Genomic DNA, 25,681 nt, shown 5'->3' with positions numbered 1-25,681 from the left:
TGGTAGTGTGGTTCGCCCATGTGAGAGTAGGTCATCGTCAGGCTCCTAATACCGAAAGCCCCAGCATCTTTGATGCCGGGGCTTTTTTATTTGTGTTTTTGAAAGAGCATGTCTGGATGTTGAAAACAGCAGGCTGTCTTTACAGAAGGCTGTCGTTACAGGTAGAGGTATTCAGGGGAGCCAGATCTCAAAGACACCGCCGCCGTACTTCCCACCATTGTGCAGTTTTATTGAGCCGGTTCGATCGCCTTCTGTATGCAACCTGGCAACGGACGAGGCAAAGAAAAGGCCAAGGCTTGTGCTGCCACTCTTGAAGTCAAGGGATTTGAAGCTGAGGGTTCCGGTGTGCTGCATGCTCTCGGGATAGCCTTTGCCGTCATCCTCTACACCGACTATCAGATAACCGTCTTGCTCACGAGCGGTCAGTCGGATTCTGCTTTTGGTATAGCGGATGGCATTATTGATGGTGTTGTTAAGCACCCCGGTAAGCAGATCATCATCGAAGAAACCATTTATGTCTTCCGCTTCGATGGCGTACTCGATGCCCAGTCCATCAAGCAGTGGCACATGTCGTGCCATATGCTCGGAGAGAAAATCCGGAACAAAGTGTTCGTCAATGTGCGCTGACAGGTTGTTCTCACCCAGCCGATAGATACCCAGTAGTTGCACAAGGTCATTGTGCATCCGTTCGGCTTCGTACTGCAGCATATTGAACTTGCTTGAGCCGGCTAGCGTGCTCTCGTGCTCGGTACGGAGTTCATCGACGGTGTTCAGCAGCATGCCTAGAGAATTCTTCATGTCATGCACGGCGGACGCCAGTACCATTGAAAAGTCGATATTGTGGTCAGTCATGCATTCAGTCCTTTCAGTTTTCTGGCCAGTGCGGTGTACCGGCGGTACTGTCTGTGTTGCTCGGGCAAGCCTTCAAGCCGTTTCAGTCGCTCCTGGCAGGTGGCAATAAGGTTAAAGTCGGAGGGTGCCTGATCGTGTTTTCGCAGTAACACCTGAATCAGGTTGAGGTTCAGGGCTGCATGGTCTGGAACGATCGTCAGTGCATGATTGAAAGCCTCTACCGCGCCATCCAGGTCGCCAGATTCGAACGCTTTGATGCCTTCCCGGTTGTATCCGCGGGCCTCTATTTTCTGGCGGAAGCCGACGGGTTCATCAAGGAGGTTTTCGATTTTCTGAAGGGTGTCGGGATTATCGCCATAACGGGCAGCGAGATCGGAAAGCAGGGTCTTTGCCTCTTCATCCCGTCCCAATCTGAACAGGGTCTTGGCGTAATCAAGGCCAAGATCTGAGGGGATTTCCTCGAGCGTTTCCAATTCTGCCTTTAAACCGGTTAGTAGCTTTTCAGCGGCTTTCTGTTCACCCTGTCCGGCATGCACCCGGCACTGTACGATACGACTTTTCAGGGTGATGCCGTCTTCGTTCGAGAAGCGCTTTTCCATTTTTGAAAGGACACTCAGCGCCTCTGCCGCTTGTTCCGCACCTTCTGCTTCCGGGTGCCCTTCACTGAGATCGGAGAGGCTTTGGGCCAGGGACAAGTAATGCTCAGAGTTGTCGTGGATCGAGTAGGTTCCCAGTGTTACGGTCTGGCGCCAGGCCTGTGAAGCGGTATCGATGTCCTGATTGGTGCTGGCCAGTTGCGCCAGGTGTTTCTGGCGGAGTAGGGCGTTTGGTGAGTGTTCTGCCGCCTTTTCCAGGATTTGTTGTGCCTGTACGGATTTGCCTTGCTTTTCCAGCCCTTCGGCGAGCAGATCGTAGGCCTCCATATAATCAGGGTGTTTGGCGATCAGTGCTTTGAGGCCTTCCACAGACTCATCAAAATTTCGGTTGCCAAGCAGCACCTTGCAGCGGCCAAGTCGAGCCCAAGAAAGCTCCCGCTGCGCAAGTACCTCGTCATAAACTTTCAGAGCGTGTGAGAGGTCGCCGACGATGAAATACAGTTCGCCCAGGGTTTTCATCAGCCAGGTTTTGTACCTTGGTTGTTTGGGCAAAAGCTGCAGGCATTGCGAGATGGCCTCAGGGTAGTTCTCCCGGTCGATCTCACGGGTGATCGGTAGCAAAGCATTACGTTGCTGAACGAGTGCACCAAGGCGCTTCTCCAGCATGGCACGGTTCAGCGGCTTGGTCAGGTAAGCATCCGGCTGGTATTCACGGGCACCCATGACCATCTCTTTGGAGGTTTCAGCGGTCACCATCAAGAACAGCGATGAGCGGCTTAGCAGCTTCTTGTGACGGAGTTCTTCAAGGATATGCTGGCCGTTTTTGCCCTCCCCCAGGTTGTAATCACACAGGACAACGTCCACATGGTTGTAGGTGCAATACTGGATCGCCGGGGTAGCGTGGGCAACCAGTTCGATTCTATCGGCGCCACAGCTTCTGAGCATCTGGCGCATCGATAGACGGAAGTTCTCGAAATCATCAACCACCAGAAAGGTGAGTTTTCCAAAGGGGTTGATCGCGTCTTTCCTCTCGGTCTGGTTCATGCGCGCTTCTGTTTAAGTAGTTTGTTGACGAGCGCTCTCAGTGCGGCCGGTTTGACCGGCTTGTAGAGAACCTGATAGCCACGGTTTCCGGCGTCCTCGCGTACCTCTGGCGCCATATACCCGGTAATCAGGATGCCCGGTATGTCATGGTCAAGTTTTTCTCTGAGGCTGTCCATGGCATCCAGTCCATTACGATTGTCATCAAGCTGATAATCCGCAAGTATAATATCCGGTAGACGGTCTGCCAGTTTTTCCAGGGCATCTTCCAGGCTGATAGCTGCTGTTACATCGCATTTCCAGTTGCTCAGTAGTGCCGTCATGCCCTGCAGGATGGCCGGGTCATTGTCAATGCACAACACATGTAACCCACCCAGGCTAGAAACCCGCCGTGCGCTGGCACTGGGCTTGCTCGCATCGGCGCGGCTAAGATCCGGTGGCGCGAGTGGCACAGTAATACCAAAAACACTGCCTTTGCCTTGAACCGAGTGCACGGTGACCGGGTGGTTCAGCATGCCGCTGATCCGGTCGACGATGGCCAGCCCAAGTCCCAGCCCCTTCTTGTCTCGGCCATGCTGGAAGCGGCGGAACTCTTCGAAAACGTGGGTGAGCTGGTCCTCGGACATCCCGGGGCCGGTGTCCCAGATTTCAATGCGAAGGTAGCCTTTGAGTCTTCGGCAGCCCATCAGTATCTTGCCACTGGCGGTGTAGCGAATGGCGTTTGACAGGAAGTTCTGCACGACCCGGCGCAATAACTTGGCGTCAGATCGCACCCAGGCGCTGCTTGGAACAACGTGCAGGTCCAGCTCCTGGTCCTTGGCGATGGCAGAGAATTCCGTTGCCAGGTGGCGGAGCAGTTCGTTGACCGGGAACACACCGATATCCGGCTCCAATGCACCGGCGTCCAGTTTGGAGATGTCGAGCAAGGTGCTGATAATTTCCTCAGCCGCTCCCAATGAGCTGTCGATGTGCTCTACCAGTTCACGGGTATCACCTTCAATAACCTTGCCTGATAGGGCTGAGGTAAACAGTCGTGCTGCATTCAGTGGTTGAAGCAGGTCATGACTGGCCGAGGCAAGAAACCGGGTTTTGCTCTGGTTGGCCTGCTCGGCAACAGATTTGGCTTTCAGCATCTGTTCGTTGATCACCTGCAACTCCTGGGTTCGCTCCCGAACCCGTTGCTCCAGGTAGATATTGGTCTCCTTCAGTGCCTGCTCAGTGCGACGCATGGCTGTGATGTCCTGGAAGGTGGTGACATAGCCACCCCCGGGGATAGGGCTGCCATCCACCCGAACAACGGTGCCGTCCGGTCGCTGTCGTTCATAAGACATGGGCTTGCCGTCGCGCATACTGTTGCAACGGTTGTCGATGATGTCGTCTATACGCCTGGCTGAAAGGTTGGCGTTGGTCAGGTTGTAGCGCATGAGGTCTTCAACTGGTCGGCCAACCCGGACAAATCCTTTGGGATAATTGAACAGCTCGAGGTAGCGATGGTTCCACACCACCAGCTGTTGCTGATGGTTAACTACCGATACGCCCAGGCTGATGTTCTCAATGGCCGATTGCAGCAGTTCCCGGCTGAAGGTCATGGCCTGGGAGGCTTCGTCAACGATGCTGACCACATCTTCGATCTGCATATCCCGCCCGGTCAGAGTCGACTCCAGGACCACCCGGGCGGTGGAAGCGCCAATCACCGAGGCCAATTGGCGTTCGATGTATTTCATCAAGTGGGTGGAGGCAGGCCGGTGCGGGTATAGCCTGATGGCGTTGCGGCGCTCGTAATTACGGAAGACGCTCTCGGAGCGTTCCTCACCCATGAATCGATCGGTCAGGGCCTGGAGATCAGAGGTCAGAACCTCGCCCTGCCAGCTTTGATGCTGTGCACTTTCGGGTTTGGGCTGTGCCTCATGGAAGAAGGCGGCAATCTGGATCCGTTCACGGATGCGTTGTCGGGTCACCAGTGACAGCAGGATGTAGGTACCGGTGTTAATGCCAAGGCTCCAGAGAATGCCATGGCTGATCTGGTCCAGGTCAGAGCCGAACAGGGCGGTCGGGCGAGTCCAGTTGAGGCCGAACAGACCGTGTTCGATCAGGGTGTCTGAAATCCAGCCAGTGGACACGAGGGCCGGCAGCAGCAGGGTGTAGCACCACATCAGGAAGCCAAGACCAAGTCCCCAGGCGGCCCCGGTAAAATTGCCGCGGCGCCAGATAATGCCGCCCACGAGGGCGGGCCCGAATTGGGCCGCTGCGGCGAACGAGAGCAGGCCGAAGGCGGTAAGGCTGTATTCTGCTCCGGCCATTCGGTAGAAACCATAAGCGGTAAACAGCACCACAAAGATTGCTACCCGGCGAATGGTAAGCAGCAGAAAACTGAGGTCCGCTCTTCGGTTCATGCCCGGTCGGAAGAACCGTAATAGGCCGGGCATTATGATTTCGTTGCTGACCATGGTGGCAATGGCGACAGAGCACACAATAACCATGGCTGCCGCAGCCGAACCACCACCGAGGAAGGCGAGCACTGCCAACCACTGTTCACCCGCTACGATGGGCAGTTGCAATATGATGATATCGGGGTCGCCACCAGCCAGGCTGGAGTTGAGCAGCCCGGCCGCGGCAATGGGCAGTACGAACGCGCTGGCGATGACGAGATAGATCGGCATGGCCCAGCGCGCTGTCTCGAAATCCCGGGGGTCCGCGTTTTCTACCACCATGACGTGGAATTGCCTGGGAAGACAGACAATGGCCAGCATGGCGACCAGGGTTTGGGTAAGAAACGCCGGTGTCTCAAGAGAATTTGTGGTCAGGGTGCCGACCAGGTCGGCCTCTTTTACCCGGCTGAAGAGGTCGCCAAAACCGTTATAGAGACCGTAACCGACAAACAGTCCAACCGCGACGAAGGCGACCAGCTTGATCAGGGACTCAAAGGCAACAGCCTGAATCATGCCGCGATGGTGCTCGGTCGACTCGAGGTGCCGGGTGCCGAACAGCACGGTGAAAACGGCCAGGGCGAGGGTGATGTACCAGGCGGAATCGTTCCAGGCGGCGGTACTCAATTCCTGATAACTGACACCGCCCTCCGTCAGCACGTTAAAACCCAGCGCAATGGCTTTGAGTTGCAGGGCAATATAGGGAACGCTGCCAACAAGGGCAAAAATGGCCACCATGGCAGCCAGTACTTGGGACTTACCGTAACGGGAGGCGATAAAGTCAGCAATGGAAGTGCTGTTGTTGCGTTTGCTGATAAAAATGATACGTCGCAATAGCGGCGCAAAGAACAAAAATACCAGCAGGGGCCCCAGATAGATGGGCAGGAAGGCGAAGCCTTCCTGGGTCGCCCGCCCGACCGCGCCGTAGAATGTCCAGGAGGTAAAGTAGACCGCCAGTGACAGGCCGTAAATATGCGTTCGCGCCAGCCTGCGGCGATACAGCCCCGGATGCCGGTCGCCGGCCCAAGCGATGACGAACAGCAGGGAAATGTAGCTAATGGATATAAATATCAGCAGCCAGGCGCTAATCATGCTTTGTTGTTATCCGTTTATCCGATATCAGTTTCCACACACTGTTCTGTACAGACGGTCGTTAGCGGTCAGCAACTTCATATTGTCTACTCGTGGAACACCATCTGAACCAAGAGGCACCAGTTCCCGGCTCTGGCAATGGATCAGGTGAGCCCGATGTGACACTGAGTCTGTCACGGTTTGCTCAAAACGATAGAGGGTGAAGCGAACAATATCGTTGTCGTTGGTATCCCGACGGAAATCACTGGTGTCGACGGTGGAGAAGGCGGTGACATAGGGAAATACGAAGGTCCAGGGACGGAAGAAAATCTTCTCCTGCTCAGTCGCCACGATAACCGCTTCATCAGGGAGCAGTGATCGCTTGTGGTCGTACCAAGTGTATTCGCCATAAACAAGGTAGCCGAGCATGCCGGCACCTGCAAAGACTGGAATGATCCATCGGGGGGCGCGCTTTGCGGTGGCAGCGCGGATGCCCATGGCGATGCCTGCAGCCCCGAGACCGCAAACAATAGTGGCAACAAAAGTCCAGAACATTGGGTTTGATTCCTTAATTCAAAAAAGAACGGGCTCCCTCAGTGAGGAAGCCCGTTCGGTCTCAACCCGTCATTAGGATCAATGAATCAGGCTGTCTTTCAGCTTAGTGGTCTTGAGCGCTACCGGCACCGCGAGGGTAACGTACGCTTTCAACCAGCTCCTGGATTTCAACAGGCGGCTCGGCAGTCACTTTCGATACCCCGAAGGCTACCGCAAAGTTGACCAGAGCACCAACCGCACCGATGGACAGCGGGGAAATGCCCAGCACCCAGAACTCAGCGGTATCCGGCAGGTTGTTGGTTCCCGGAATGAAGAACCAGCCCTTGTAGATGAAGATGTAGACCAGTGTGAAGATCAGGCCAGACAGCATACCCAGAGTTGCGCCAACGTTGTTCACCCGCTTGGAGAAAATACCCATCATCAGTGCGGGGAACAGGGAAGCCGCAGCGATACCGAAGGCCAATGCCACAACCTGGGCCGCAAAGCCTGGAGGGTTGGCGCCTAGCCACGTCGCTACCACGATGGCAACAGCCATGGAGATCCGTGCCGCCAACAACTCGCCTTTATCGGTAATATTGGGGTTGATTCGGCCTTTGATCAGGTCGTGACTGACCGCCGAGGAAATAGCCAGCAACAGACCTGCTGCAGTGGACAGAGCCGCAGCCAGACCGCCGGCGGCAATCAGACCAATGACCCAGCCGGGCAGGTTGGCGATTTCCGGGTTGGCCAGTACCAGGATGTCGTTGTTAACAGACAGCTCGTTGCCTTCCCAGCCCCGCTCAGCCGCAGTGGCTGCGAAATCGGCATTGCCGTCGTTATACACCTGGATGCGGCCATCGTTGTTCTTGTCCTCGAACTTGATCAGACCGGTTTCTTCCCAGGTGGCAATCCAGCCAGGACGCGCATCATATTCGATGGGCTGGGCTGCGGTGCCTTCCGGGTAGATGGTGGTCATCAGGTTCAGACGCGCCATGGAGGCAACAGCCGGAGCGGTCAGGTAGAGCAGGGCGATGAAGACCAGGGCCCAGCCGCCGGACCAGCGAGCGTCAGCTACCTTGGGAACGGTGAAGAAGCGGATGATAACGTGGGGCAGACCCGCTGTACCGATCATCAGCGACAGGGTGAACAGAACCATGTTCAGTTTGTTGTCGATGTCTGCGGTGTACTCTCTGAAACCAAGGTCGGTAACCACCATGTTCAGTTTTTCAAGCAGTGGCAGACCGGATTCGGTGTGGGTAGAGAACATACCGAACATCGGAATCGGGTTGCCAGTCAGTTGCAGGGAGATAAACACCGCAGGAATGGTGTAGGCAATGATCAGAACGCAGTACTGGGCCACCTGAGTGTAGGTGATGCCCTTCATGCCGCCGAGTACGGCGTAGATAAAGACCACAACCGCGGCAATCATAAGGCCGTTGGTGGCGTCTACTTCCAGGAAGCGGGAGAAGGCAACACCGGCACCGGCCATCTGGCCGATAACGTAGGTGACGGACGCAACGATCAGGCAGATAACGGCGACCAGACGCGCGTTGGCGCTGTAGTAACGGTCACCAATGAACTCTGGAACCGTGAACTTGCCAAACTTACGCAGGTAAGGCGCCAGCAACATGGCCAGCAAGACGTAGCCGCCGGTCCAGCCCATCAGGAAGGTGGAATTGGCATAACCACCGGCAGCAATGAGGCCCGCCATGGAAATGAAGGATGCCGCAGACATCCAGTCCGCACCGATGGCCATACCGTTAGTGACCGGGTGAACGCCGCCGCCGGCAACGTAAAAATCACTGGTGCTGCCGGCCTTTGCCCAGACAGCAATCAGGATGTACAGGAGGAACGAGCCCCCAACGAAAAGCAGGTTGATTGCAAATTGGCTCATGGTGTCTTACTCCTCATGTACGCCGAATTGCTCGTCGATCTTGTTCATGCGCCAGGCGTAGAAGAAGATCAGGGCAATGAAAGTAAGAATCGAGCCTTGCTGGGCGAACCAGAAACCCAGATCGGTGCCACCGACCGGAATCCCCGCCAGCATGGGACGTAGAAGAATTGCGAAGCCATAAGATACCAGGGCCCAGATGATCAGGCTCCCGAATATCAGGCGGAGGTTCGCCTTCCAGTAGTTTTCAGCGTCGTAGCTATGACCTGACATACACATCACTCCTGTATTGTTGTTGTGGAGGTTGGGTGGATTGCTTGTGGGATGTTTCGGATAGAGAATTTATTATTCATGTAGTACTTCTCCGACTTGTTGTCCTCTCCGACTTTACTGGTCAATGGAATTATGGATATTGGCAAATGGTCTAACTCTCAGTGACTTGCCTTGTAATTGGTCAAGGACATCAGGCGCCGGAATGGGTTGTCAGTAGCGGTGCATGTTCTGTAAACGGCGCTGATAATGCAGCTTTTCAGCGAGTTCCTTCAGGTTCTTGACGCCATTTTTTTGTGCTCTGTTCAGCGCCATGATCGTCAGTTCAGCGGTCACCATGGCATCCGCAGCAGCGTGATGCCGTTCACTAACCTCGAGTTTGAAGTAGTCCGACCAGTGGTCGAGGCTTCGGCCTTTAATGTCTGCTTTGGGGAAGATTGCCGGTAGCAGCTCGGCGACGTCCATCCAGACGTGGCTGGCGGTATACCCGAGCTGGGCTTTCAGGGTTTTCTCCAGGAACTTCTGGTCGAATGCAGAGTGGTAGGCGAGGATCGGGTCGCCGTTCATCCATTCCAGAAGGTAGAGCAGGGCATCTTCGGTTTCATGGCCCTGGGTCAGGGCCTCCGGCCCGATACCATGGATCAGCACGGTTTCCCGGATATCGAGCTCCGGTCGGCGCAGGATCAGATCAAACTGATCATTGAGGTGAATAACCCCGCCCTCAATAGCCACAGCGCCGATGGCGATAACTTCATCTTTTGAGGCATTCAGTCCGGTGGTTTCGAGATCCAGTACAATCAGACGGCATCGGGACAGTGGCTGATCGCTCACTGTTTTCGGTGTGGGCAGATTGTCGGGGTCGTGATTGCCAACGGCGCCGCCCCTGCGCTGTGCCAGCCATTGCTTGATGTAGTCGAGCATGGTGATTCGTGACCTAGAGTTGGTAAGTGACTTCCAGCTTTTGCTGGAGCCTTTGAGCCTGGCGGAAAGACTCCCGCAAGATGCGTCGGTCGAGCGGGTTCAGGTCGTCCGGATCAATGTAGTTGGTCAGCTCTTCACCCCTGTCGAGCATTTCCTGGTGGGCCCTCATGCGGATGGCTTGAATCAGGCTGTACGCCTCTTTCCATGCGTTTGCGTCTTTGGCATCGAAAACGCCTTTGCGGGACAAGGCGTCCATTCGCTCCAGAGTATTGGCGGCTTCAACACCGTGGGCCAGGGCGAACACCCGGACAGATTCGACAAACGGCGCCAGGCCTTGCCGTTTCAGGTCCAGAGAATGCTTTTTCTCGTCATTCAGATAGCGAAAGTTCCTGAACATGGTGAGTGGTGGTTTGCGTTGCAGCGCATTGCCCGCCAGCATCTTCTGGAACAAGGCGTTCTTGCGAATCCTGTCCAGAACTTTCTCCAGCAATCGGTGCAATGGCTCCGTTGGCCCGAATACTGAGCGCATATCCAGGAAGATGGATGAGTACACCAGATTCTGGGGGGTGGAGGCGTCTATAAACCGAACGAACCAGTCATCCCACTCACGGTCGCTCAGACACAGCTTGGGATTGCTGGCCATGATGTTGCCTTTACACAGGGTAAAGCCACACTCGGCCAATTCATCATTCACCTTGCGCGCGAACGGCAGCAGTTTTTCCCTAACCTGCTCCTCGGTCATGCCCTCGGGCGTCTCGAACAGGATACCGTTGTCCTGGTCGGTCAGCAGTGTTTGCTCCTGCCGGCCTTCGCTGCCAAAGGTCAGCCAGGTAAACGGAATGCCCGGGTCGTTCTTTTTCAGGTTCAGTTCCAGCACCCTGCGGACGGTCACGTCGTTCAGGGTGGTGATGATCTTGACCACCTGCCCGGAGTCGGCACCGTGGGCCAGCATCGAATCCACCAGGCGGGAAACGTCGGTGCGCAGGCTCACCAGCGTGCGCAGGTGGGTAGCTGTACCGATAGTCCGGGCCAGGTTGACCAGGTCCACGCGCTGGAGGGAGAACAGGTCCCGCTCGGAGACCACCCCAATCAGATGATTTTCCTCATCGACCACGCACAGATGTGCAAAGTGGTGCTCGGCCATCAACATGGCCGCTTCAAAGGCATCGGCCGTTGAGGGCAAGCAGCAGGGATCGGCAGTCATGACCTGCCGGATCGGGGTGTCGAGGGGGCCTCGCTCCTCGGCAACCATGGTGCGCAAATCGCGCAACGTGAATATGCCCTTGGGATGGCGGTTGTCGTCGGTAATGATGATGCTGCCGACATTGTTTTCATGCATGCGGGCCACCGCCTTGCGCACCGGCAGGTCTGGCGAGCAAACGATGGGGTTGCGCAGTGCGTAACGTTCCAGGGGGGTGTCCAGGCTGTTGCTGGAGCCGATAGACGCCATGGCCTTGGACTGGATGCGCTGGTTGACCTGGTCCAGCAGGCTGCTGACACCGCGCAGGCAGAAGTCACGGAAAGGTTCGCTTTCGGAGAACAGGGTGATGAACGCCTTTTGTTCAATGCTCAGGCAGAAGGTATCTCCGGAGGCCCGGTGCAGGGTGCGGGTGGGGCGCTCGCCAATCAGGGCGGCCAGGGGAAAGCACTCGCCCTGGCTGATTTCAAACGTGGTTTCGGCCCGATCTTCTTTTTCGTTATGGCGTTCGCCCCGGATACGACCCTGTTTGACGATATAGAATCGCTTGACCACACCATCGTCCGGGGATAGCACCACATCATCATCGGCGTAGAATCTCAGGGTGGCATGCTCGGCGAAATGGGCCAAGTGGGTGTCATCCATGCTGGAGAAGGGTGCATGCTCCCGCAGAAATGTCATGATGGCTCGGGTGTTCTGGGGGCGGGATGTGTCCTGGTTCGCTGCTGCCATATCGCAATCCGTCGTGGGTCGGAGTTGGTCGGCCTTCGCCGCTGTTCCGTAGTTATTGGTGTCCGCTTGCAGTGTAGTTCAGCGGAGCCAAATTGTGCCCTACGATTTTGGTCGCAAAGTGTCTCAGGGCTTTTCTTTATGGTAGCCCGGCACGGTGGTAGAGTTCTGATACTCGTCAATCCAGAAACAGATAGCTCATGACCAGTAAAGATGAACGCCTGGCGTTTCTAGAGGAAATGAAGGATGTCCGGCGCATTCGGAAACCCAATCGGGCCGAAGTATCGACCCCCAGGGAACTGACGCCCGGGCATCTGGAACGGCAGAAAGCGGCCGTTGAAAAGCCGGTTCGTGATCTGAACCCGCTGACCTCTGACATGGTTGAGCCCCTGACGGCCCACGACGTGCTCAGTTGGATGCGCCCCGGAATACAGCACGGCGTATTCCGCAAACTCCGGCTCGGTCAATACCCGATAGAGGCCAGGCTGGATCTGCACCGAATGACCGTTGAAGAGGCCCGCCGGGAGGTGTTTGCTTTTATCAACGATTGCGTGCGCTATGGCTTGCGTTCGGTGATCATTCTGCACGGTAAGGGTGAGCGCAATCCCGATGGCGTTGCCCAACTGAAAAGCTACCTGGCGAAGTGGTTGCCGGAACTGGACAGTGTGCTGGCGTTTCATTCGGCCCAGAAACACCATGGTGGAACCGGCGCGGTCTATGTCATGGTTCGCAAGAGTGACAGAGACAAACAGAATAATCGGGAACTGCATGGTCGCCGGTGAACAAGGTATCACCGGCGGCACTTCAAACAGCTGATGAGGTTATCAATGATGAACAAGGGTTCTCTGTTAGTGATTGTTCTGGCCGGCCTGTTTACTCTGGTGGGTTGCAAAGACCGGGTGATCTGGGACGACAACGGTAAAGTGGAGAGTGCCACCGAAGATCGGGAAATCTGGGATTCCAAAGGGAAAATGAACACCGGTGATCGCAAGATCTGGGTAGACAAGGATGGCAAAGAAGTCATCAAGTAAACGAATTCGTCTTCAGCAAATAACTTTGTTTTCAGCAAATAAAAAAGGAAAGGCCCATGGCATTCAGCCTCACGATTAACGGCCAAAGGCACACAGTTGATGTTGATTCCGATACGCCTCTGTTGTGGGTCATTCGGGATGAAGCAGGGCTTAAAGGCACCAAGTTTGGTTGCGGCGCCGGCTTGTGCGGCGCTTGCACGGTTCATGTTAACGGTCAGCCAGCGCGCTCCTGCTCAACGCCGGTGGCCTCGATAGACGGCGCCATCGTGACCACCATCGAAGGTTTGTCAGAAGACGGCCAGCTGCACCCGTTGCAGCAGGCCTGGATTGATCAGGGCGTTCCCCAGTGTGGTTACTGCCAGTCAGGCCAGATCATGACCGCGGCCCACCTGCTGAACAACAATCCGTCGCCATCCCGACAGGACATTGTGACCGCCATGACCGGAAACCTGTGCCGATGTGGTACCTATTCTCGCATTGTGTCCGCTGTTGAGGCGGTTGCCGGTGCTGTTGGCCATTACGAGCCCGCCGGGGAGGATGCCTGACATGACCATGAATCGCCGTGATTTTCTGAAAGTCAGCACGGGTGCTTCAGGCAGCTTGATACTGGCGGTATCCATTCCGGGGTGTGCCACGGTACAGACCGGGTTTCAGCCCGAAACCGGTGAGTGGAAGCCGGATATCTGGCTGGAATTGACCCGTGATGACGACATCCTTTTTACCCTGGCTCGGGTTGAAATGGGGCAGGGTACCTACACTGGGTTGACCACATTGGTGGCCGAAGAGCTGGATGTGGAGCCCGGCAGGATCAAAGTCAAATTTGCCCCGGTGGCGCCGGAATACCGAAACCCCCTGTTTGGTTTGCAGCTAACCGGCGCAAGTACCAGTCTGGCCACAAGCTGGGAACCATTGAGGGTAGCCGGGGCGCAGGCCCGACAGATGCTGGTTATGGCGGCTGCCCGGGTATGGGAAGTAGACGCGGAACAGTGCAAGACCCAGGATGGTCGGGTAGTGCATCCTAACGGCCTTGATTCGTTGCGTTACGGCCAATTGGTGGAGTTGGCGGACCGGGAGGTTATCCGCGGTGAGGTACCTCTCAAGCCTCGCTCTGAATGGAAGTACATCGGCCGCATGGGCAGCAGGCTGGATGCCCGGGCCAAGGCAACGGGTACCGCCGTCTACGGAATGGACGTTGAGCTCCCCGGTATGGTCTATGCCGTTATGACTCGCAGTCCCAGGTATGGCGGCAAGGCCCGCAGCTTCAACCGCGATGACGTCATCGGCATGCCAGGTGTAACCGATGCGTTCATCACAGAACGGGGAGTGGCCCTGGTGGCTCAGCGTTATTGGCAGGCAAGAAAGGCCCAGCAGCAATTGCAGGTGGAGTGGGATTTCTCGGAAGCGCTGGATACCAGTACGGAAGCTGTTTTTGAAGGCTACCGACAGGCCGCCAGTAAAGATCCCGGAGCGAAAGAACGCAGTGACGGCAATGTTGATAGGGCGGCTGCGCGGGCCAAACAGGTGGTAGAAGCCGAGTATGAGCAGCCCTATCTGGCCCACGCCACCATGGAGCCCATGAACGCGACAGCCTGGTACCACGATGGCGGCATGGATGTGTGGGCGCCGACCCAGGCACCAGATCTGGGGCGTATTGCCGCGGCGCGGCATACCGATCTGTCACCCGGTAAGGTCAACATCCACACCACATTCCTTGGCGGCGGTTTCGGCCGGCGCCTGACTCAGGACTATATTGAAGAAGCTGCCGCGGTGGCCTACCAACTGAAGGTTCCGGTCAAGCTGATCTGGTCCCGGGAAGAGGATACGCGTCACGGCTTCCTGCGCCCTGCTATGTTGCACCGTATGAAGGGCAGCCTGAACGACGGTGAGCTGACCGGCTGGCATCATCAGATCGTTGGCCCGCAAATTCTGGATTGGTATGTGCGCAACGCCGCACCGGCACAGTATCCCTGGGCGCCCAAGTTCCTGTACGACACCCTGGGGCGGGTAGGGCTGATGGCGGAGGGCATTGCTACGCCAAAAGATATTTCGGCCATTGAGGGCGCGACTGAGTACCCATACAAAGTGCCGAATGTGAGTGTTCGTCATACCCATACCGACCCTGGCGTACCCATTACCTGGTGGCGCTCGGTGGGCTATTCTCACAACGGGTTTGCGGTGGAAACCTTTATGGATGAGCTGGCCCATGAGTCTGGTGAGGATCCACTGCAATTCCGCCTGAAAATGCTGGATGCCGAGCCGCGTCACCGCGAGGTGCTTGAGCGCGCAGCCAGGCTGGCGGATTGGGGGCAGCCCGCACCGGAAGGTCGGGCCCGCGGACTGGCCCTGTTCAAGAGTTTTGGCACCTACGTGGCGCAGGTGGTTGAAGCTGGAGTCGAGAGCGGTGAAATCCGGGTGTACAAAGTAACCTGCGCCGTGGATTGCGGCCAGGTGGTTAACCCCCGGATTGTGGAAGACCAGATTGAGGGGGGTATCCTCTTTGGCCTGACCGCCGCGCTCTATGGCGAAATCAACTTCGATAACGGCGAGATCCGGCAGAGCAATTTCCACGATTATCGCCTGATGCAGATGCATCAGAAACCGGAAGTGGTGGTGGATATTGTCGACAGCGAGGCAGACCCGACGGGTGTGGGCGAGCCGGGCGTGCCCCCTGTCATTTCCGCCCTGGGCAATGCCCTGTTTGCCCTGACTGGAAAGCGCCAGCGCCGCCTGCCGTTGACGGCCTGAGCCAAAGCGGTTTTCCGGGAGCGATGGCCGTCCTATAATGGCGGCCAACGCGTGCCCGGAAGGGCGCGTTTCAACCGGGAGAATGCGTGTGTTTGATGTAGCCCAATACGCCACAGCGGCCCAGTCTATCGTGGACGCAGGTCAGTTCCTGTATGGCCGTGGCTGGTCGCCTGCCACCAGCAGCAATTATTCTGCGCGGATAGACAGTGACCACGTGGCGATTACAGTGTCTGGCCGCCACAAGGGCCAGCTGACCACCGCAGACGTCATGGTGGTTGATCTTGACGGCCGGCCGGTCCAAAGCCAGTGTAAATCCTCCGCAGAAACCCTGCTGCATACCGTGCTTTATCAGGTGTTCCCGGAGGCCGGCGCGGTGTTGCACACCCATTCTGTAAAGGCCACGGTGTTAAGCCGTTTGATTGCTGCCGGTCAGCCGCTGGAGCTCGAAGGCTACGAATTGCAGAAGGCGTTTTCCGGCGTCGAGACTCATGAGGGTGCGCTGAGCATTCCGGTATTCGACAATACTCAGGATATTGCGGCACTGGCTGAGGATACCCGGGCCTGGTTCCTGGCCCATCCGGAACAACCGGGTTACCTGATTCGCGGCCACGGCCTGTATACCTGGGGCAAGACCATGGCGGATTGCCTGCGCCATGTGGAAGCCTTCGAATTTCTCTTTGAATGTGAACTTGAAACCATGAGGGTCCGCCCATGACTACCCTGAGCATATTCCACCAGAGCCAGCCGGACGAGGCCCATACCGTGATGACCGACCCAGGGGCTATCGGTGACGCCCTGGCCCGTCACGGTGTTCGTTTCGAACGGTGGCCAACCCGTGATTTGCCGGCGGATGCCAGCCAGGAACAGATCCTGGAGGCCTACAGTGAGGAGGTTGAGCACCTGAAACAGGAATGCGGGTTCCAGACCGCCGATGTGGTCAGCCTGAACCCGGACAACCCGCAAAAGGAGGCGTTTCGTCAGAAATTTCTGGACGAGCATACCCACAGCGAAGATGAAGTGCGTTTCTTCGTGCGGGGCCAGGGCCTGTTTTATCTGCACTTTGGTGACCAGGTGTATGCCCTTTTGTGCCAGAAGAATGACTTGATCAGTGTGCCGGATGGCACGCGCCACTGGTTTGATATGGGCCCAGAGCCGCAATTCACCTGCATTCGGTTGTTCACCAATCCGGAAGGCTGGGTTGCGAGCTTTACCGGAGAAGATATTGCCAGTCGGCTGCCCCGCTACGAAGGGCTCGCGGGAGTGGCAGGATGATTCGGGTGGTTCTGACCGATATCGAGGGCACCACCAGCTCGATCTCGTTCGTGCACGATGTGCTGTTTCCCTACGCCAGCAAACACTTGCCCGATTTTATCCGTGCAAACCATCACACCACACCAGCGGTGGCTGAGCAGGTGGCCCTGGTTGCTGAAAAAAGTGGTGTGGACCGCAAAGATGTGGAGGGCCTGATTGAGGTCCTCCAGACCTGGATAACCGAAGATCGCAAAGAAGGCCCACTCAAGGCACTGCAGGGCATGATCTGGGAGCAGGGCTACCACAGCGGAGAGCTGAAGGGTGATATCTACCCGGATGCGGCGGATTATCTTCAGCGCTGGCATGATCGGGGGCTGAGGCTGTTCGTATATTCCTCTGGTTCCGTGAAGGCCCAGAAACTGATCTTCGGTTTCAGCAATGAAGGTGACTTCACGCCGTTTTTCTCCGGATACTTTGATACCGGTGTGGGCGGTAAAAAAGAAGCGCAGTCGTACCGCAATATTCTTGCGGAGCTGGGTGTAGAGCCTGCTACCGTTTTGTTCCTGTCGGATGTGGAAGCCGAGCTTGCAGCGGCTGAGGAAGTGGGCCTGAAAACTGTCTGGTTAGTGCGTGACGGAGATCTTCCGGACACTGGCCGGCCTGTTGCCCGTGATTTCGCGGAGGTAGACGCGCTATTGCGTAAACGTTAGGAGGTGGTCGAATGCCCGGTAGTGCATGTCTGAAATGGCTGGTTCCGGGTATCAGTGCCTTGTTTCTCGCTGGCTGTAATCCGTTCTCCGAAGCCGAACCGATGATGGAAGAGTACCTGGAGCGTCTGGGCCGGGTACTGGATACGCCGTCGGTAGCGGTTCCCTCTGATCTCCCCCCCGCCTCTACGGTTCCCCGCCGCCGGGACCGTGTGCTTGATATGCCTGAGCTGGATCTGGGCATCTTGGACTTTCTGTCGCTGTACGGGTGTGAACTGCAGTATGTGGTGGGCGAGCGAAATTCGGTGATGGGCCGGGTGATGCAGCCACTGAACCGGTTACGTTACGAAGTTCGGTTTATTCGCGCCGCGGAAGACTGCGTGGAAGAGATCGACGACGAGCGCCTTGAGAAGGCCTTGCAAGACGCCATCGAGAGCAAGCGGGCATCGCTGCCGGTGGCAATATGGAATGCTACCTGGGGCACGGAAGAGATCGAGCGCTTGCTGACCCTGTCCAAGGGGTTTTATCCGGTGGCGGCGGAGGGCAACCCGGTGTCTGATCTGGTACGGGACCTGAGCCAGTTAAACCAGGCTGTGTCGGATTTGTCGGACCAGCGGCTCGATGTTCCCCTCGATACCCTTGGCGGAGTGCACCAACGGTGGCAGTCGGAGTTTCGTGCCGGACAAGTGATCAACAGTGCCCGACTATTAATTGCAACTCTTAACGCGGGGTCGGAGACCCTGAGAGCGCGCCTTGACGGGCGCCCTCTGTGCTTGAATGGCCGGCCGAACAATCAGTCGGAAATCGTCAGGAATTTTTTCTTCAATGTCTACATCGGTGAGGTCCAGCCCTACATGAGTGATGTCAGCCGGGCCCGGGATTCGCTGATCGGGGCTCTGGCCGAGCTGGCGGATCAGCAAACCACCGTTATGCCGAAGAGCTTCCAGGACTGGTACCAGCGCCATTTGTCAGCCGATGCTGAAGTCAGCCTCTGGCGTGAGCTGGACCAGGCGATGATGCAGCACACCCGCCACTGGCAGGAACTGCTGGAGCAGTGCGGTCTGCGCCCGGGTTGACGCGGGTTTAGCGCTGGCTTTCGGGGGTCACCCGCAGGATTTCTTCCACGGTGGTCTGGCCGGCGGCCACTTTCTGTGCACCACTCAGGCGCAGGGATTTCATGCCTTCCTTGTAAGCGTCCAACCTTAACTGCTCAAGTTCGCAACGGTCGTTGATCTGGCGGGTCAGGTTTTCGGAAAGTGTCATGATTTCATAGACACCGGCTCGGCCCATATAGCCGGTATTGCGGCATTCCAGGCACCCTACCGGATGATAAAACTGGCGCGGTACCGGGGCTTTCCAGGGGCGAGTCAGTGTTTGCCAGGCCTGCTCGTCGGCCTCTCCCGGAGCCTTGCAGTGCGGGCAAAGTGTGCGGGCCAGGCGCTGGGCCATCACCCCCAGCACCGTCGCGCGAATCAGGTAGGGCGGAATGCCCAGTTCCATCAGTCGGGTAATGGCGCTCGGGGCGTCATTGGTGTGCAGGGTGGAGAGCACCAGGTGGCCGGTTAACGCTGCCTGTACCGCCATCTCCGCGGTTTCCAGGTCGCGGATTTCACCAATCATGATGATGTCCGGGTCTTGTCGTAACAGGGCCCGAACGCCGTGGGCGAACGTCAGGTCGATATTGGTCTGCACCTGCATCTGGTTGAACGCTGGCTCCACCATTTCGATGGGGTCTTCAATGGTGCAGATATTCAGTTCCGGCGACGCCAGCTGTTTGAGGGTGGAGTACAGGGTGGTGGTCTTGCCGGAGCCTGTGGGCCCGGTCACCAGTACGATACCGTGAGGGCGGGCGGTCATGGTTTGCCAGCGTTCCCGGTCTTCCTTGCCAAAGCCCAGTTGCTCGAAAGATTTCAGCAACACCTCCGGATCGAAAATCCGCATCACCATCTTTTCCCCAAAAGCGGTGGGCATGGTGGCCAGGCGCAACTCCACCTCGCTGTTGTCCGGTTTCCGGGTTTTGATCCGGCCGTCCTGAGGTCGGCGTTTTTCTGCCACATTCAGGCGCCCCAGAATCTTCAGCCGGCTGGTGACAGCCACTCCGACATGTTCAGGAAACTCGTAGACGTTGTGTAGCACACCATCAATGCGGAAGCGCACCTGAGTGACCGCCCGGCGTGGTTCAATGTGAATGTCTGATGCCCGCTGGTCAAAGGCATACTGCAACAGCCAGTCGACAATCTTGACCACGTGCTGGTCATTGGCATCCGGGTTCTCATTGGAACCTATGTCCAGCAGTTGCTCGAAGTTCTGGTTGCTGGCGGCACCCGGGGCCTGGCTGCCGCTGGCCTTGCTCACGGAATTGGCGAGCTGGTAAAACTCCACCGTGTAGCGCCGGATATCCTCCGGGTTGGCAACGACACGGCGAATGTCCTTGCGAATGGCCTGCCGAAGGTTGCTTTCCCATTCGGTTTTGAAAGGTTCTGTACTGGCAACCAGGACCTCATTCTGGCGTATCTCTACCGCCAGAATGCCGTGGCGCTGGGCAAAGGCGTAGGACATTACCCGGGCGATGGCCGGCGTGTCGATCTTGAGCGGGTCGATGTGGTAGTAGTCCTGGCCCGCCCATCGGGCCAGCCAGTTCGTCAGCCGATCAAGATCCAGGGTTCGGCCATCCCTGAGGCTGGTAATGCCAGCAATGGCAACCAGTTCCAGGGGGTGTCGCGGAGAAGTTCGTCCGTCCTGGGTAGCGGCCCCGAGGTTGGCCGTGAGCACCTTTTCAGCATCCTGCTGGCTGATTTCGCCGCTTTCCACCAGGGCAGAGCATATGTCCCTCAGGGTGAGGGTGTGCCGATGAGGTGGCGCTGGCATGGGGGGCATTTGATCAGCCATTGTTGCACTCTCCGGGTGTTGTGGGCACTCAGTTGGCAACCGGCCGGTTTACTTTCAGGTGAACCATGGCGACGGTGAACAGCAGAAATGTAAGCACTGTGAGAATCATCGGGCCCGGCGCTCCTTCGCTCAGCCAGGCGGAGACCACGGCCTGGGTGAAGTAGAAAATCACCACAAAGGCCATCCAGATGTACCCGCGATTGTGGCCCCGGAACACCGGTACGGCAAACGCCAGCAGGGGCAGCAGTTTGACGGTCAGCATCAGGGGAATGGAAACGCCTTCCACCGGCGCTGGGTAGAACGTCGTCACCAGCAAGGTAGCCAATACCGCGAGGTACAGGGCAATGGTCAGGCGCGCCGTGGTTTTTGCTTTTTCATTCTTGATCATAGAGGGTTCCGGGTGGTTGAAAATTCGGGAGTCGCTGGCGACTAACTGGCGAGTTTGAGCGCCAGCCGGGCGATGCGCTCGCCAAAGGCCTGGCACAGGGCCTTTTCATGGTCACTCAGCGCCTGTTGTGCACCCGTGCCTGCCCAGTGGGTGGGGCCGTAAGGGGTGCCGCCGGTCGAGGTTTCATTCAGGGCGCTTTCGGAGTAAGGCAGCCCGCACAGTACCATGCCGTGGTGCAGCAACGGCATCATCATGGTCAGCAAGGTGGTTTCCTGACCGCCATGCAGGCTGCCGGTAGAGGTGAAGGCGCCGGCAGGCTTGCCCACCAGTTTGCCGTTAAGCCACAAATCGCCGGTACCATCAAGGAAGTGTTTCAGCGGGGCCGCCATATTGCCAAACCGGGTAGGGCTGCCCAGAGCCAGCCCGGCGCAGTTGGCGAGGTCTTCACGGGTGACGTAAGGGGCGCCACTGTCCGGCACCGGGGGCAGGCTGGCACTGGTGTCTGGTGATACTGGCGGGACCGTGCGGATTTTCGCCTCGATGCCCTCCGCTCTCGCAACACCGCGGCCAATCTGGTTGGCCATTTCTGCGGTCTGGCCGTTGCGGCTGTAGTAAAGCACAAGAACGTACGGTGTTGCGTTGCTCATGTCTGCTCCCGTGGTTGCCTCAAAGAATGTCCAGTACGTTCTCTGGTGGCCGCCCGAGGGCTGCCTTGCCATTGGCCAGAACGATGGGGCGTTCGATCAGTTTAGGGGTATTTACCATGGCCTTGACCAGGTCTTCCCGTGTCAGTTCCGGGGCGTTCAGGCCAAGTTCTTTGTACTCGGATTCCTTGGTGCGCATCAGTTCGCGCGGTTCGCAACCCAGAAGATCAAGAATGTGTAACAGTTCCTGCTCTGTCGGTGGTGTCTCGAGGTAGCGTATAATCTCCGGCTCGATACCCTTTTGCTGAAGCAGCTCAAGGGTCTGGCGTGATTTTGAACACCGTGGGTTATGGAAAATACGGGTTGGTTCTGTCATGGTCATGCCCGGTTAACAGTGATGAATACGGTCTTTAATGAGGGCCGTAGTCTAACAGGAGGATTTACCTTGCAGTACCCTCGGTACCCGTCCGTTCCCCGTTCAGCGATTTCAGATTGGCCCAGGCGCCTGCTGCTGTTTCTCACGGCTATTATGGTGCTGGCCCTGGCCGGTTGCGAGAGAACGGAGCTGCAACGGGCCGATGGTGTGGCGGTAGACTGGGACAGTTACCGTGGCCAGTGGGTGCTGGTGAACTACTGGGCGGAATGGTGCAAGCCTTGCCTAGAGGAGATTCCTGAATTGAATCACCTCGACAAGTCACCGAGGATTTCGGTACTTGGCGTTAATTTTGACGGTGTTGAAGGCGCTGCCCTTGTGGATCTGGGCCAGAAAATGGGCATCGAATTCACCATGCTGGGCCAGGACCCGGGCCCTGACTTTGGCTGGAGGACGCCGATGGCACTACCCGCCACTTTCGTGGTGGACCCGGCGGGAAAACTGATAGAAACACGCTTTGGTCCCCAAACCGAAGAAGATCTGATGCAACTGATCGGTAGCTGACCATGGCACAGACGTTCGTACATCTTCGCGTACACTCCGAATACTCCATGGTGGATGGCCTGGTAAGGGTCAAGCCGCTGATTAGTCGGGTGGCCGAGTTGGGCATGCCCGCCGTGGGTCTCACCGAACAATCCAATATGTGCTCGCTGGTGCGTTTCTACAAGGCGGCCATGGGTGCTGGTGTGAAGCCGATTATCGGTGCCGATCTCTGGCTGGAGAACCCGGATGAGCCGGAAAATCCGTTCAGACTGACTCTGCTGGCGCGGGATGAAAAAGGCTACCTGCACCTGACCGAAATCATTTCGCTGGGGTATACCGAGGGCCAACGTTACGGCAAGCCGATTGTCCGGAAATCCTGGCTGGAAGCCCGTGCGGCCGGACTGATTGCGCTTTCCGGTGCCAAAATGGGTGACGTGGGCAAGGCCCTGCTGGCAGGCAAGCCGGAACTGGCCAGGGAGCGTGCTCAGTACTGGAAGAATCTGTATCCGGGAAGCTACTACCTGGAACTTCAGCGTACCGAGCGGGCAGGTGATGAGGATTGTCTGCACCTGAGCGTCGAGCTGGCGGCTGAATTGGGCCTGCCGGTGGTGGCCACCAACGATGTGCACTTCCTGACGGCGGACGATTTTGAGGCCCACGAGGCCCGGGTCTGTATCGGTGAGAGCCGCACACTGGATGACCCCCGCCGGGACCGTCGATTCAGCGACCAGCAATATCTTCGCAGTGCAGAAGAGATGATTGAGCTGTTCTCGGACATTCCTGAGGCCGTGGAGAACACCGTCGAGATTGCCCGCCGCTGTTCGGTCAAGGTCCGGATGGGCGAATACTTCCTGCCGAACTACCCGATTCCTGATGGCATGACCATGGACGAATACTTCCGGCATGTGTCGGAAGAAGGTCTGGAGATGCGCCTGGAAACCATTCTCAGCAAGGATGACCCCGAGTATGATCAGAAGAGGGAAGAGTACTACAAGCGCCTGAAGTTCGAGCTGGACATCATCATTCAGATGGGTTTTCCCGGCTACTTCCTGATCGTTATGGACTTTATCAAGTGGGCCAAGAATAACGGCGTGCCGGTAGGCCCCGGCCGGGGTTCCGGTGCCGGGTCACTGGTGGCCTACGCGCTGCTGATTACGGATCTTGACCCACTGGAATACGACCTGCTGTTCGAACGGTTCCTGAACCCGGAACGGGTTTCCATGCCTGACTTTGACGTCGATTTCTGCATGGAAGGCCGGGACCGGGTGATTGAATACACCGCTGAGAAATACGGTCGGGAAGCGGTTTCACAGATCATTACCTTCGGTACCATGGCGGCCAAGGCGGTGGTGCGGGACGTGGCGCGGGTGCAGGGCAAGTCCTACGGCCTGGCAGACAAACTGTCCAAGCTGATTCCGTTTGAAGTGGGTATGACGCTCAATAAAGCCATCGAGCAGGAGCCCCAGCTCAAGGAATTCCTCGAGCAGGACGAAGAAGCCCAGGAAATCTGGGAAATGGCCCTCAAGCTCGAGGGTGTGTGCCGTAACGCCGGCAAGCACGCCGGTGGCGTGGTAATTGCGCCCACCAAGATTACCGATTTCTCGCCCCTTTACTGTGATGACGAAGGCGGCAGCCTGGTCACCCAGTTTGACAAAGGCGATGTGGAAGACGCGGGCCTGGTGAAGTTTGACTTCCTGGGGCTGCGGACCTTGACCATCATCAAGTGGGCCTTGCACATGATTAACCCGCGCCGGCAGGCGCAGGGTGAATCAGAACTGGACATTGCCACCATTCCACTGGATGACAAGCGCTCCTTCGAGTTGCTCAAAAAGGCGGAAACCACCGCCGTCTTCCAGTTGGAATCCCGCGGCATGAAAGACCTGATCCGGCGCCTGCAGCCGGATTCCCTGGAAGACATGATCGCCCTGGTGGCTCTGTTCCGTCCGGGGCCGCTGCAGTCGGGCATGGTGGATGACTTCATCGACCGTAAGCATGGCCGGCAGCCGTTGTCTTATCCACACCCTGATTATCAATATGAAGGCCTGAAGCCGGTATTGGAGCCCACTTACGGGGTTATCCTCTACCAGGAGCAGGTCATGCAGATTGCCCAGGTGATGGCAGGCTACACCCTCGGTAACGCCGACATGCTGCGCCGGGCCATGGGTAAGAAAAAGCCCGAAGAGATGGCCAAGCAGAAAGCTTTCTTTCTGGAAGGTTGTGCCAACAACGGCATCGACAAGACCCTGGCCGAGAATATCTTCGACCTGGTAGAAAAATTCGCCGGCTACGGCTTCAATAAATCCCACTCCGCCGCCTACGCGCTGGTGTCGTACCAGACCCTGTGGCTCAAGGCCCATTACCCGGCCGAGTTCATGGCTGCCGTTCTTACCGCCGATATGCAGAACACCGACAAGGTGGTCACGCTGGTGGAAGAGTGCCGGAACATGAAGCTGGACCTGCTGGTGCCGGATGTCAGCCGTTCCGCATACACCTTTACCGTTAATGACGACGGGCAGATTGTATACGGTCTCGGCGCCATCAAAGGGCTGGGCGAGGGCCCGATTGATAGCATTGTGGAGGCCTCCAAAGACGGCCCGTTCCAGGATATTTTCGATTTCTGCCGCCGGGTGGATCTGAAGAAGGTCAACAAGCGTGCCATGGAGGCGCTGATTCGGGCTGGAGCTATGGACAAACTGGGTGCTGGCCGCGCGCAACTGATGGCCAGTATCGACAAGGCCGTGCAGCAGGCAGACCAGCAATCCCGCAACGATGCCGCCGGCATGATGGATATGTTTGGCGAAATGCTGGAGAGCAGTGGCGAGGGTGAAGACCCCTACGCCGACGTGGCCAACGTGCGGGAATGGCCAGAGAAAGAACGCCTCAAGGGCGAGAAAGATACCCTCGGTATCTACCTCACAGGCCACCCGTTCGATGAATACGAGCGGGAAGTCCGGCGGTTTGTCCGTAATGCCATCGCTGACCTGAAGCCCAACAAGTCGCCCCAGCGGGTGGCTGGCCTGGTAGTTGCGCAGCGCACTATGAAAACCCGCACGGGTTCCACCATGTGCTTTATAACCCTGGATGACCGCAGTGCCCGGATAGAGGCCACCCTGTTCTCCGAGGCGTTCTTCGAGAACCGGGAGCTGCTGCAGTCAGATCAGGTGATCGTTGTTGAGGGGCAGGTCAGCCACGATGACTATTCCGGACAAATGAAAATGCGCGTCAGTTCAGTGATGGACGTGGCCACTGCCCGGCAGCAGTTCAGCCGTGGCATCCGGTTGGCGCTGCACGCTGAACAGCTGCAGAACGGCCTGCTGGACAAATTGGATGACACCCTTCGCCCGTTCCGCAACGAAGGCAGTCCGGTGTGGATTGAATACAGCAGTGCCGAGGCCAGAACCCGTATTGAGCTGGGTGAGTCCTGGCGTGTGCAGCCGGATGACAACCTGCTGTTCGAGCTCAGGCACCTGGTAGGCGAGAAGTCCGTGGAACTGGTCTATGATTAATACCAATGTCCGCTTTAGCTGTGCCGGTTGCACTGCTATCTTTGTCCCAAATTCTGGTTTTGGCAGGGTGAAACC

The 25,681-nt window shown here is 57.3% G+C and carries 22 protein-coding genes; 10 read left to right on the top strand and 12 right to left on the bottom strand.

The features are described 5' to 3' along the window. Window positions 1-171: 171 nt before the first annotated feature. From ABIE59_RS14900 to ABIE59_RS14865, 8 genes are all read right to left on the bottom strand, one after another. Window positions 172-852, bottom strand: a complete 681-nt coding sequence (locus ABIE59_RS14900; RefSeq protein WP_354448121.1) for a sensor histidine kinase — start codon at window positions 850-852, stop codon at window positions 172-174. Continuing rightward, window positions 849-2,492 carry a response regulator gene (locus ABIE59_RS14895; protein WP_354448119.1) on the bottom strand — a complete coding sequence of 548 codons (1,644 nt, stop codon included), beginning with the start codon at window positions 2,490-2,492 and terminating at the stop codon, window positions 849-851. Before ABIE59_RS14895 ends, ABIE59_RS14900 begins: the two co-directional genes overlap by 4 nt. Beyond that, window positions 2,489-6,007 carry a PAS domain-containing hybrid sensor histidine kinase/response regulator gene (locus ABIE59_RS14890; protein WP_354448117.1) on the bottom strand — a complete coding sequence of 1,173 codons (3,519 nt, stop codon included), beginning with the start codon at window positions 6,005-6,007 and terminating at the stop codon, window positions 2,489-2,491. Before ABIE59_RS14890 ends, ABIE59_RS14895 begins: the two co-directional genes overlap by 4 nt. A 27-nt stretch (window positions 6,008-6,034) precedes the next feature. Further along, window positions 6,035-6,541 (bottom strand): hypothetical protein, encoded by a 507-nt coding sequence (locus tag ABIE59_RS14885; protein ID WP_354448115.1) that lies wholly within the window; start codon window positions 6,539-6,541, stop codon window positions 6,035-6,037. Between the two features lie 103 nt (window positions 6,542-6,644). Then, entirely contained in the window at window positions 6,645-8,414 is a 1,770-nt protein-coding gene (locus ABIE59_RS14880) for a sodium:solute symporter family protein (protein ID WP_354448113.1), read from the bottom strand. A gap of 6 nt (window positions 8,415-8,420) precedes the next feature. Then, window positions 8,421-8,684, bottom strand: coding sequence for a DUF4212 domain-containing protein (locus tag ABIE59_RS14875; RefSeq protein WP_058090360.1), 264 nt, complete (start codon window positions 8,682-8,684; stop codon window positions 8,421-8,423). 210 nt (window positions 8,685-8,894) lie between these two features. Further along, the gene (locus ABIE59_RS14870; RefSeq protein ID WP_354448111.1) at window positions 8,895-9,602 is read right to left on the bottom strand and encodes a 3'-5' exonuclease; all 708 of its coding nucleotides are present in this window, start codon (window positions 9,600-9,602) and stop codon (window positions 8,895-8,897) included. 13 nt (window positions 9,603-9,615) lie between these two features. Continuing rightward, window positions 9,616-11,532 (bottom strand): putative nucleotidyltransferase substrate binding domain-containing protein, encoded by a 1,917-nt coding sequence (locus tag ABIE59_RS14865; RefSeq protein ID WP_354448109.1) that lies wholly within the window; start codon window positions 11,530-11,532, stop codon window positions 9,616-9,618. 197 nt (window positions 11,533-11,729) lie between these two features. On the opposite strand from ABIE59_RS14865, the gene smrA reads away from it, so the two are divergent. The 8 genes from smrA (at window position 11,730) to ABIE59_RS14825 (ending at window position 18,339) form a co-directional block, all read left to right on the top strand. Beyond that, complete coding sequence (gene smrA / locus ABIE59_RS14860) at window positions 11,730-12,311, top strand: DNA endonuclease SmrA (RefSeq protein ID WP_354448107.1); 582 nt, start codon at window positions 11,730-11,732, stop codon at window positions 12,309-12,311. A 45-nt stretch (window positions 12,312-12,356) separates the two neighbouring features. Continuing rightward, on the top strand, window positions 12,357-12,560 hold the full coding sequence (locus ABIE59_RS14855) for a hypothetical protein (protein WP_354448105.1): 204 nt from the start codon (window positions 12,357-12,359) through the stop codon (window positions 12,558-12,560). A 56-nt stretch (window positions 12,561-12,616) separates the two neighbouring features. Next, the gene (locus ABIE59_RS14850; protein WP_354448103.1) at window positions 12,617-13,105 is read left to right on the top strand and encodes a (2Fe-2S)-binding protein; all 489 of its coding nucleotides are present in this window, start codon (window positions 12,617-12,619) and stop codon (window positions 13,103-13,105) included. A gap of 1 nt (window position 13,106) precedes the next feature. Beyond that, entirely contained in the window at window positions 13,107-15,305 is a 2,199-nt protein-coding gene (locus ABIE59_RS14845; RefSeq protein WP_354448101.1) for a xanthine dehydrogenase family protein molybdopterin-binding subunit, read from the top strand. 88 nt (window positions 15,306-15,393) lie between these two features. Then, window positions 15,394-16,020 (top strand): methylthioribulose 1-phosphate dehydratase, encoded by a 627-nt coding sequence (locus ABIE59_RS14840; protein ID WP_354448099.1) that lies wholly within the window; start codon window positions 15,394-15,396, stop codon window positions 16,018-16,020. Continuing rightward, complete coding sequence (locus tag ABIE59_RS14835) at window positions 16,017-16,577, top strand: 1,2-dihydroxy-3-keto-5-methylthiopentene dioxygenase (RefSeq protein ID WP_354448097.1); 561 nt, start codon at window positions 16,017-16,019, stop codon at window positions 16,575-16,577. The genes ABIE59_RS14840 and ABIE59_RS14835 overlap by 4 nt, the downstream gene beginning before the upstream one ends. After that, window positions 16,574-17,266, top strand: coding sequence for an acireductone synthase (gene mtnC / locus ABIE59_RS14830; RefSeq protein ID WP_354448095.1), 693 nt, complete (start codon window positions 16,574-16,576; stop codon window positions 17,264-17,266). The genes ABIE59_RS14835 and mtnC overlap by 4 nt, the downstream gene beginning before the upstream one ends. A gap of 11 nt (window positions 17,267-17,277) precedes the next feature. After that, the gene (locus ABIE59_RS14825; protein WP_354448093.1) at window positions 17,278-18,339 is read left to right on the top strand and encodes a DUF3080 domain-containing protein; all 1,062 of its coding nucleotides are present in this window, start codon (window positions 17,278-17,280) and stop codon (window positions 18,337-18,339) included. A gap of 7 nt (window positions 18,340-18,346) precedes the next feature. Here ABIE59_RS14825 and tfpB read toward each other — a convergent pair whose 3' ends face one another. Genes tfpB through arsC form a run of 4 tightly spaced genes read right to left on the bottom strand, consistent with a single transcriptional unit; the run spans window position 18,347 to window position 21,560 of the window. Next, complete coding sequence (tfpB, locus tag ABIE59_RS14820; protein ID WP_502915374.1) at window positions 18,347-20,140, bottom strand: type IV pilus assembly ATPase TfpB; 1,794 nt, start codon at window positions 20,138-20,140, stop codon at window positions 18,347-18,349. Between the two features lie 40 nt (window positions 20,141-20,180). Next, window positions 20,181-20,540 (bottom strand): DUF2069 domain-containing protein, encoded by a 360-nt coding sequence (locus ABIE59_RS14815; protein WP_152438420.1) that lies wholly within the window; start codon window positions 20,538-20,540, stop codon window positions 20,181-20,183. Between the two features lie 41 nt (window positions 20,541-20,581). Further along, entirely contained in the window at window positions 20,582-21,187 is a 606-nt protein-coding gene (wrbA, locus tag ABIE59_RS14810) for an NAD(P)H:quinone oxidoreductase (RefSeq protein ID WP_354448091.1), read from the bottom strand. 19 nt (window positions 21,188-21,206) lie between these two features. Further along, window positions 21,207-21,560, bottom strand: a complete 354-nt coding sequence (gene arsC, locus ABIE59_RS14805) for an arsenate reductase (glutaredoxin) (protein ID WP_354448089.1) — start codon at window positions 21,558-21,560, stop codon at window positions 21,207-21,209. Window positions 21,561-21,629: 69 nt separating this feature from the next. On the opposite strand from arsC, the gene ABIE59_RS14800 reads away from it, so the two are divergent. After that, window positions 21,630-22,121 carry a TlpA family protein disulfide reductase gene (locus ABIE59_RS14800; RefSeq protein ID WP_502915372.1) on the top strand — a complete coding sequence of 164 codons (492 nt, stop codon included), beginning with the start codon at window positions 21,630-21,632 and terminating at the stop codon, window positions 22,119-22,121. 2 nt (window positions 22,122-22,123) lie between these two features. Beyond that, window positions 22,124-25,606: a DNA polymerase III subunit alpha gene (gene dnaE / locus ABIE59_RS14795; RefSeq protein ID WP_354448087.1), complete on the top strand. Its 3,483-nt coding sequence runs from the start codon at window positions 22,124-22,126 to the stop codon at window positions 25,604-25,606. Window positions 25,607-25,681 lie beyond the last annotated feature (75 nt).

The sequence above is a fragment of the Marinobacter sp. MBR-99 genome (genome assembly GCF_040547575.1).
GTDB lineage: Bacteria > Pseudomonadota > Gammaproteobacteria > Pseudomonadales > Oleiphilaceae > Marinobacter.
The sequence above is the reverse complement of the archived record's forward strand: the minus strand, read 5'-3'. Positions and strand labels throughout refer to the sequence as shown.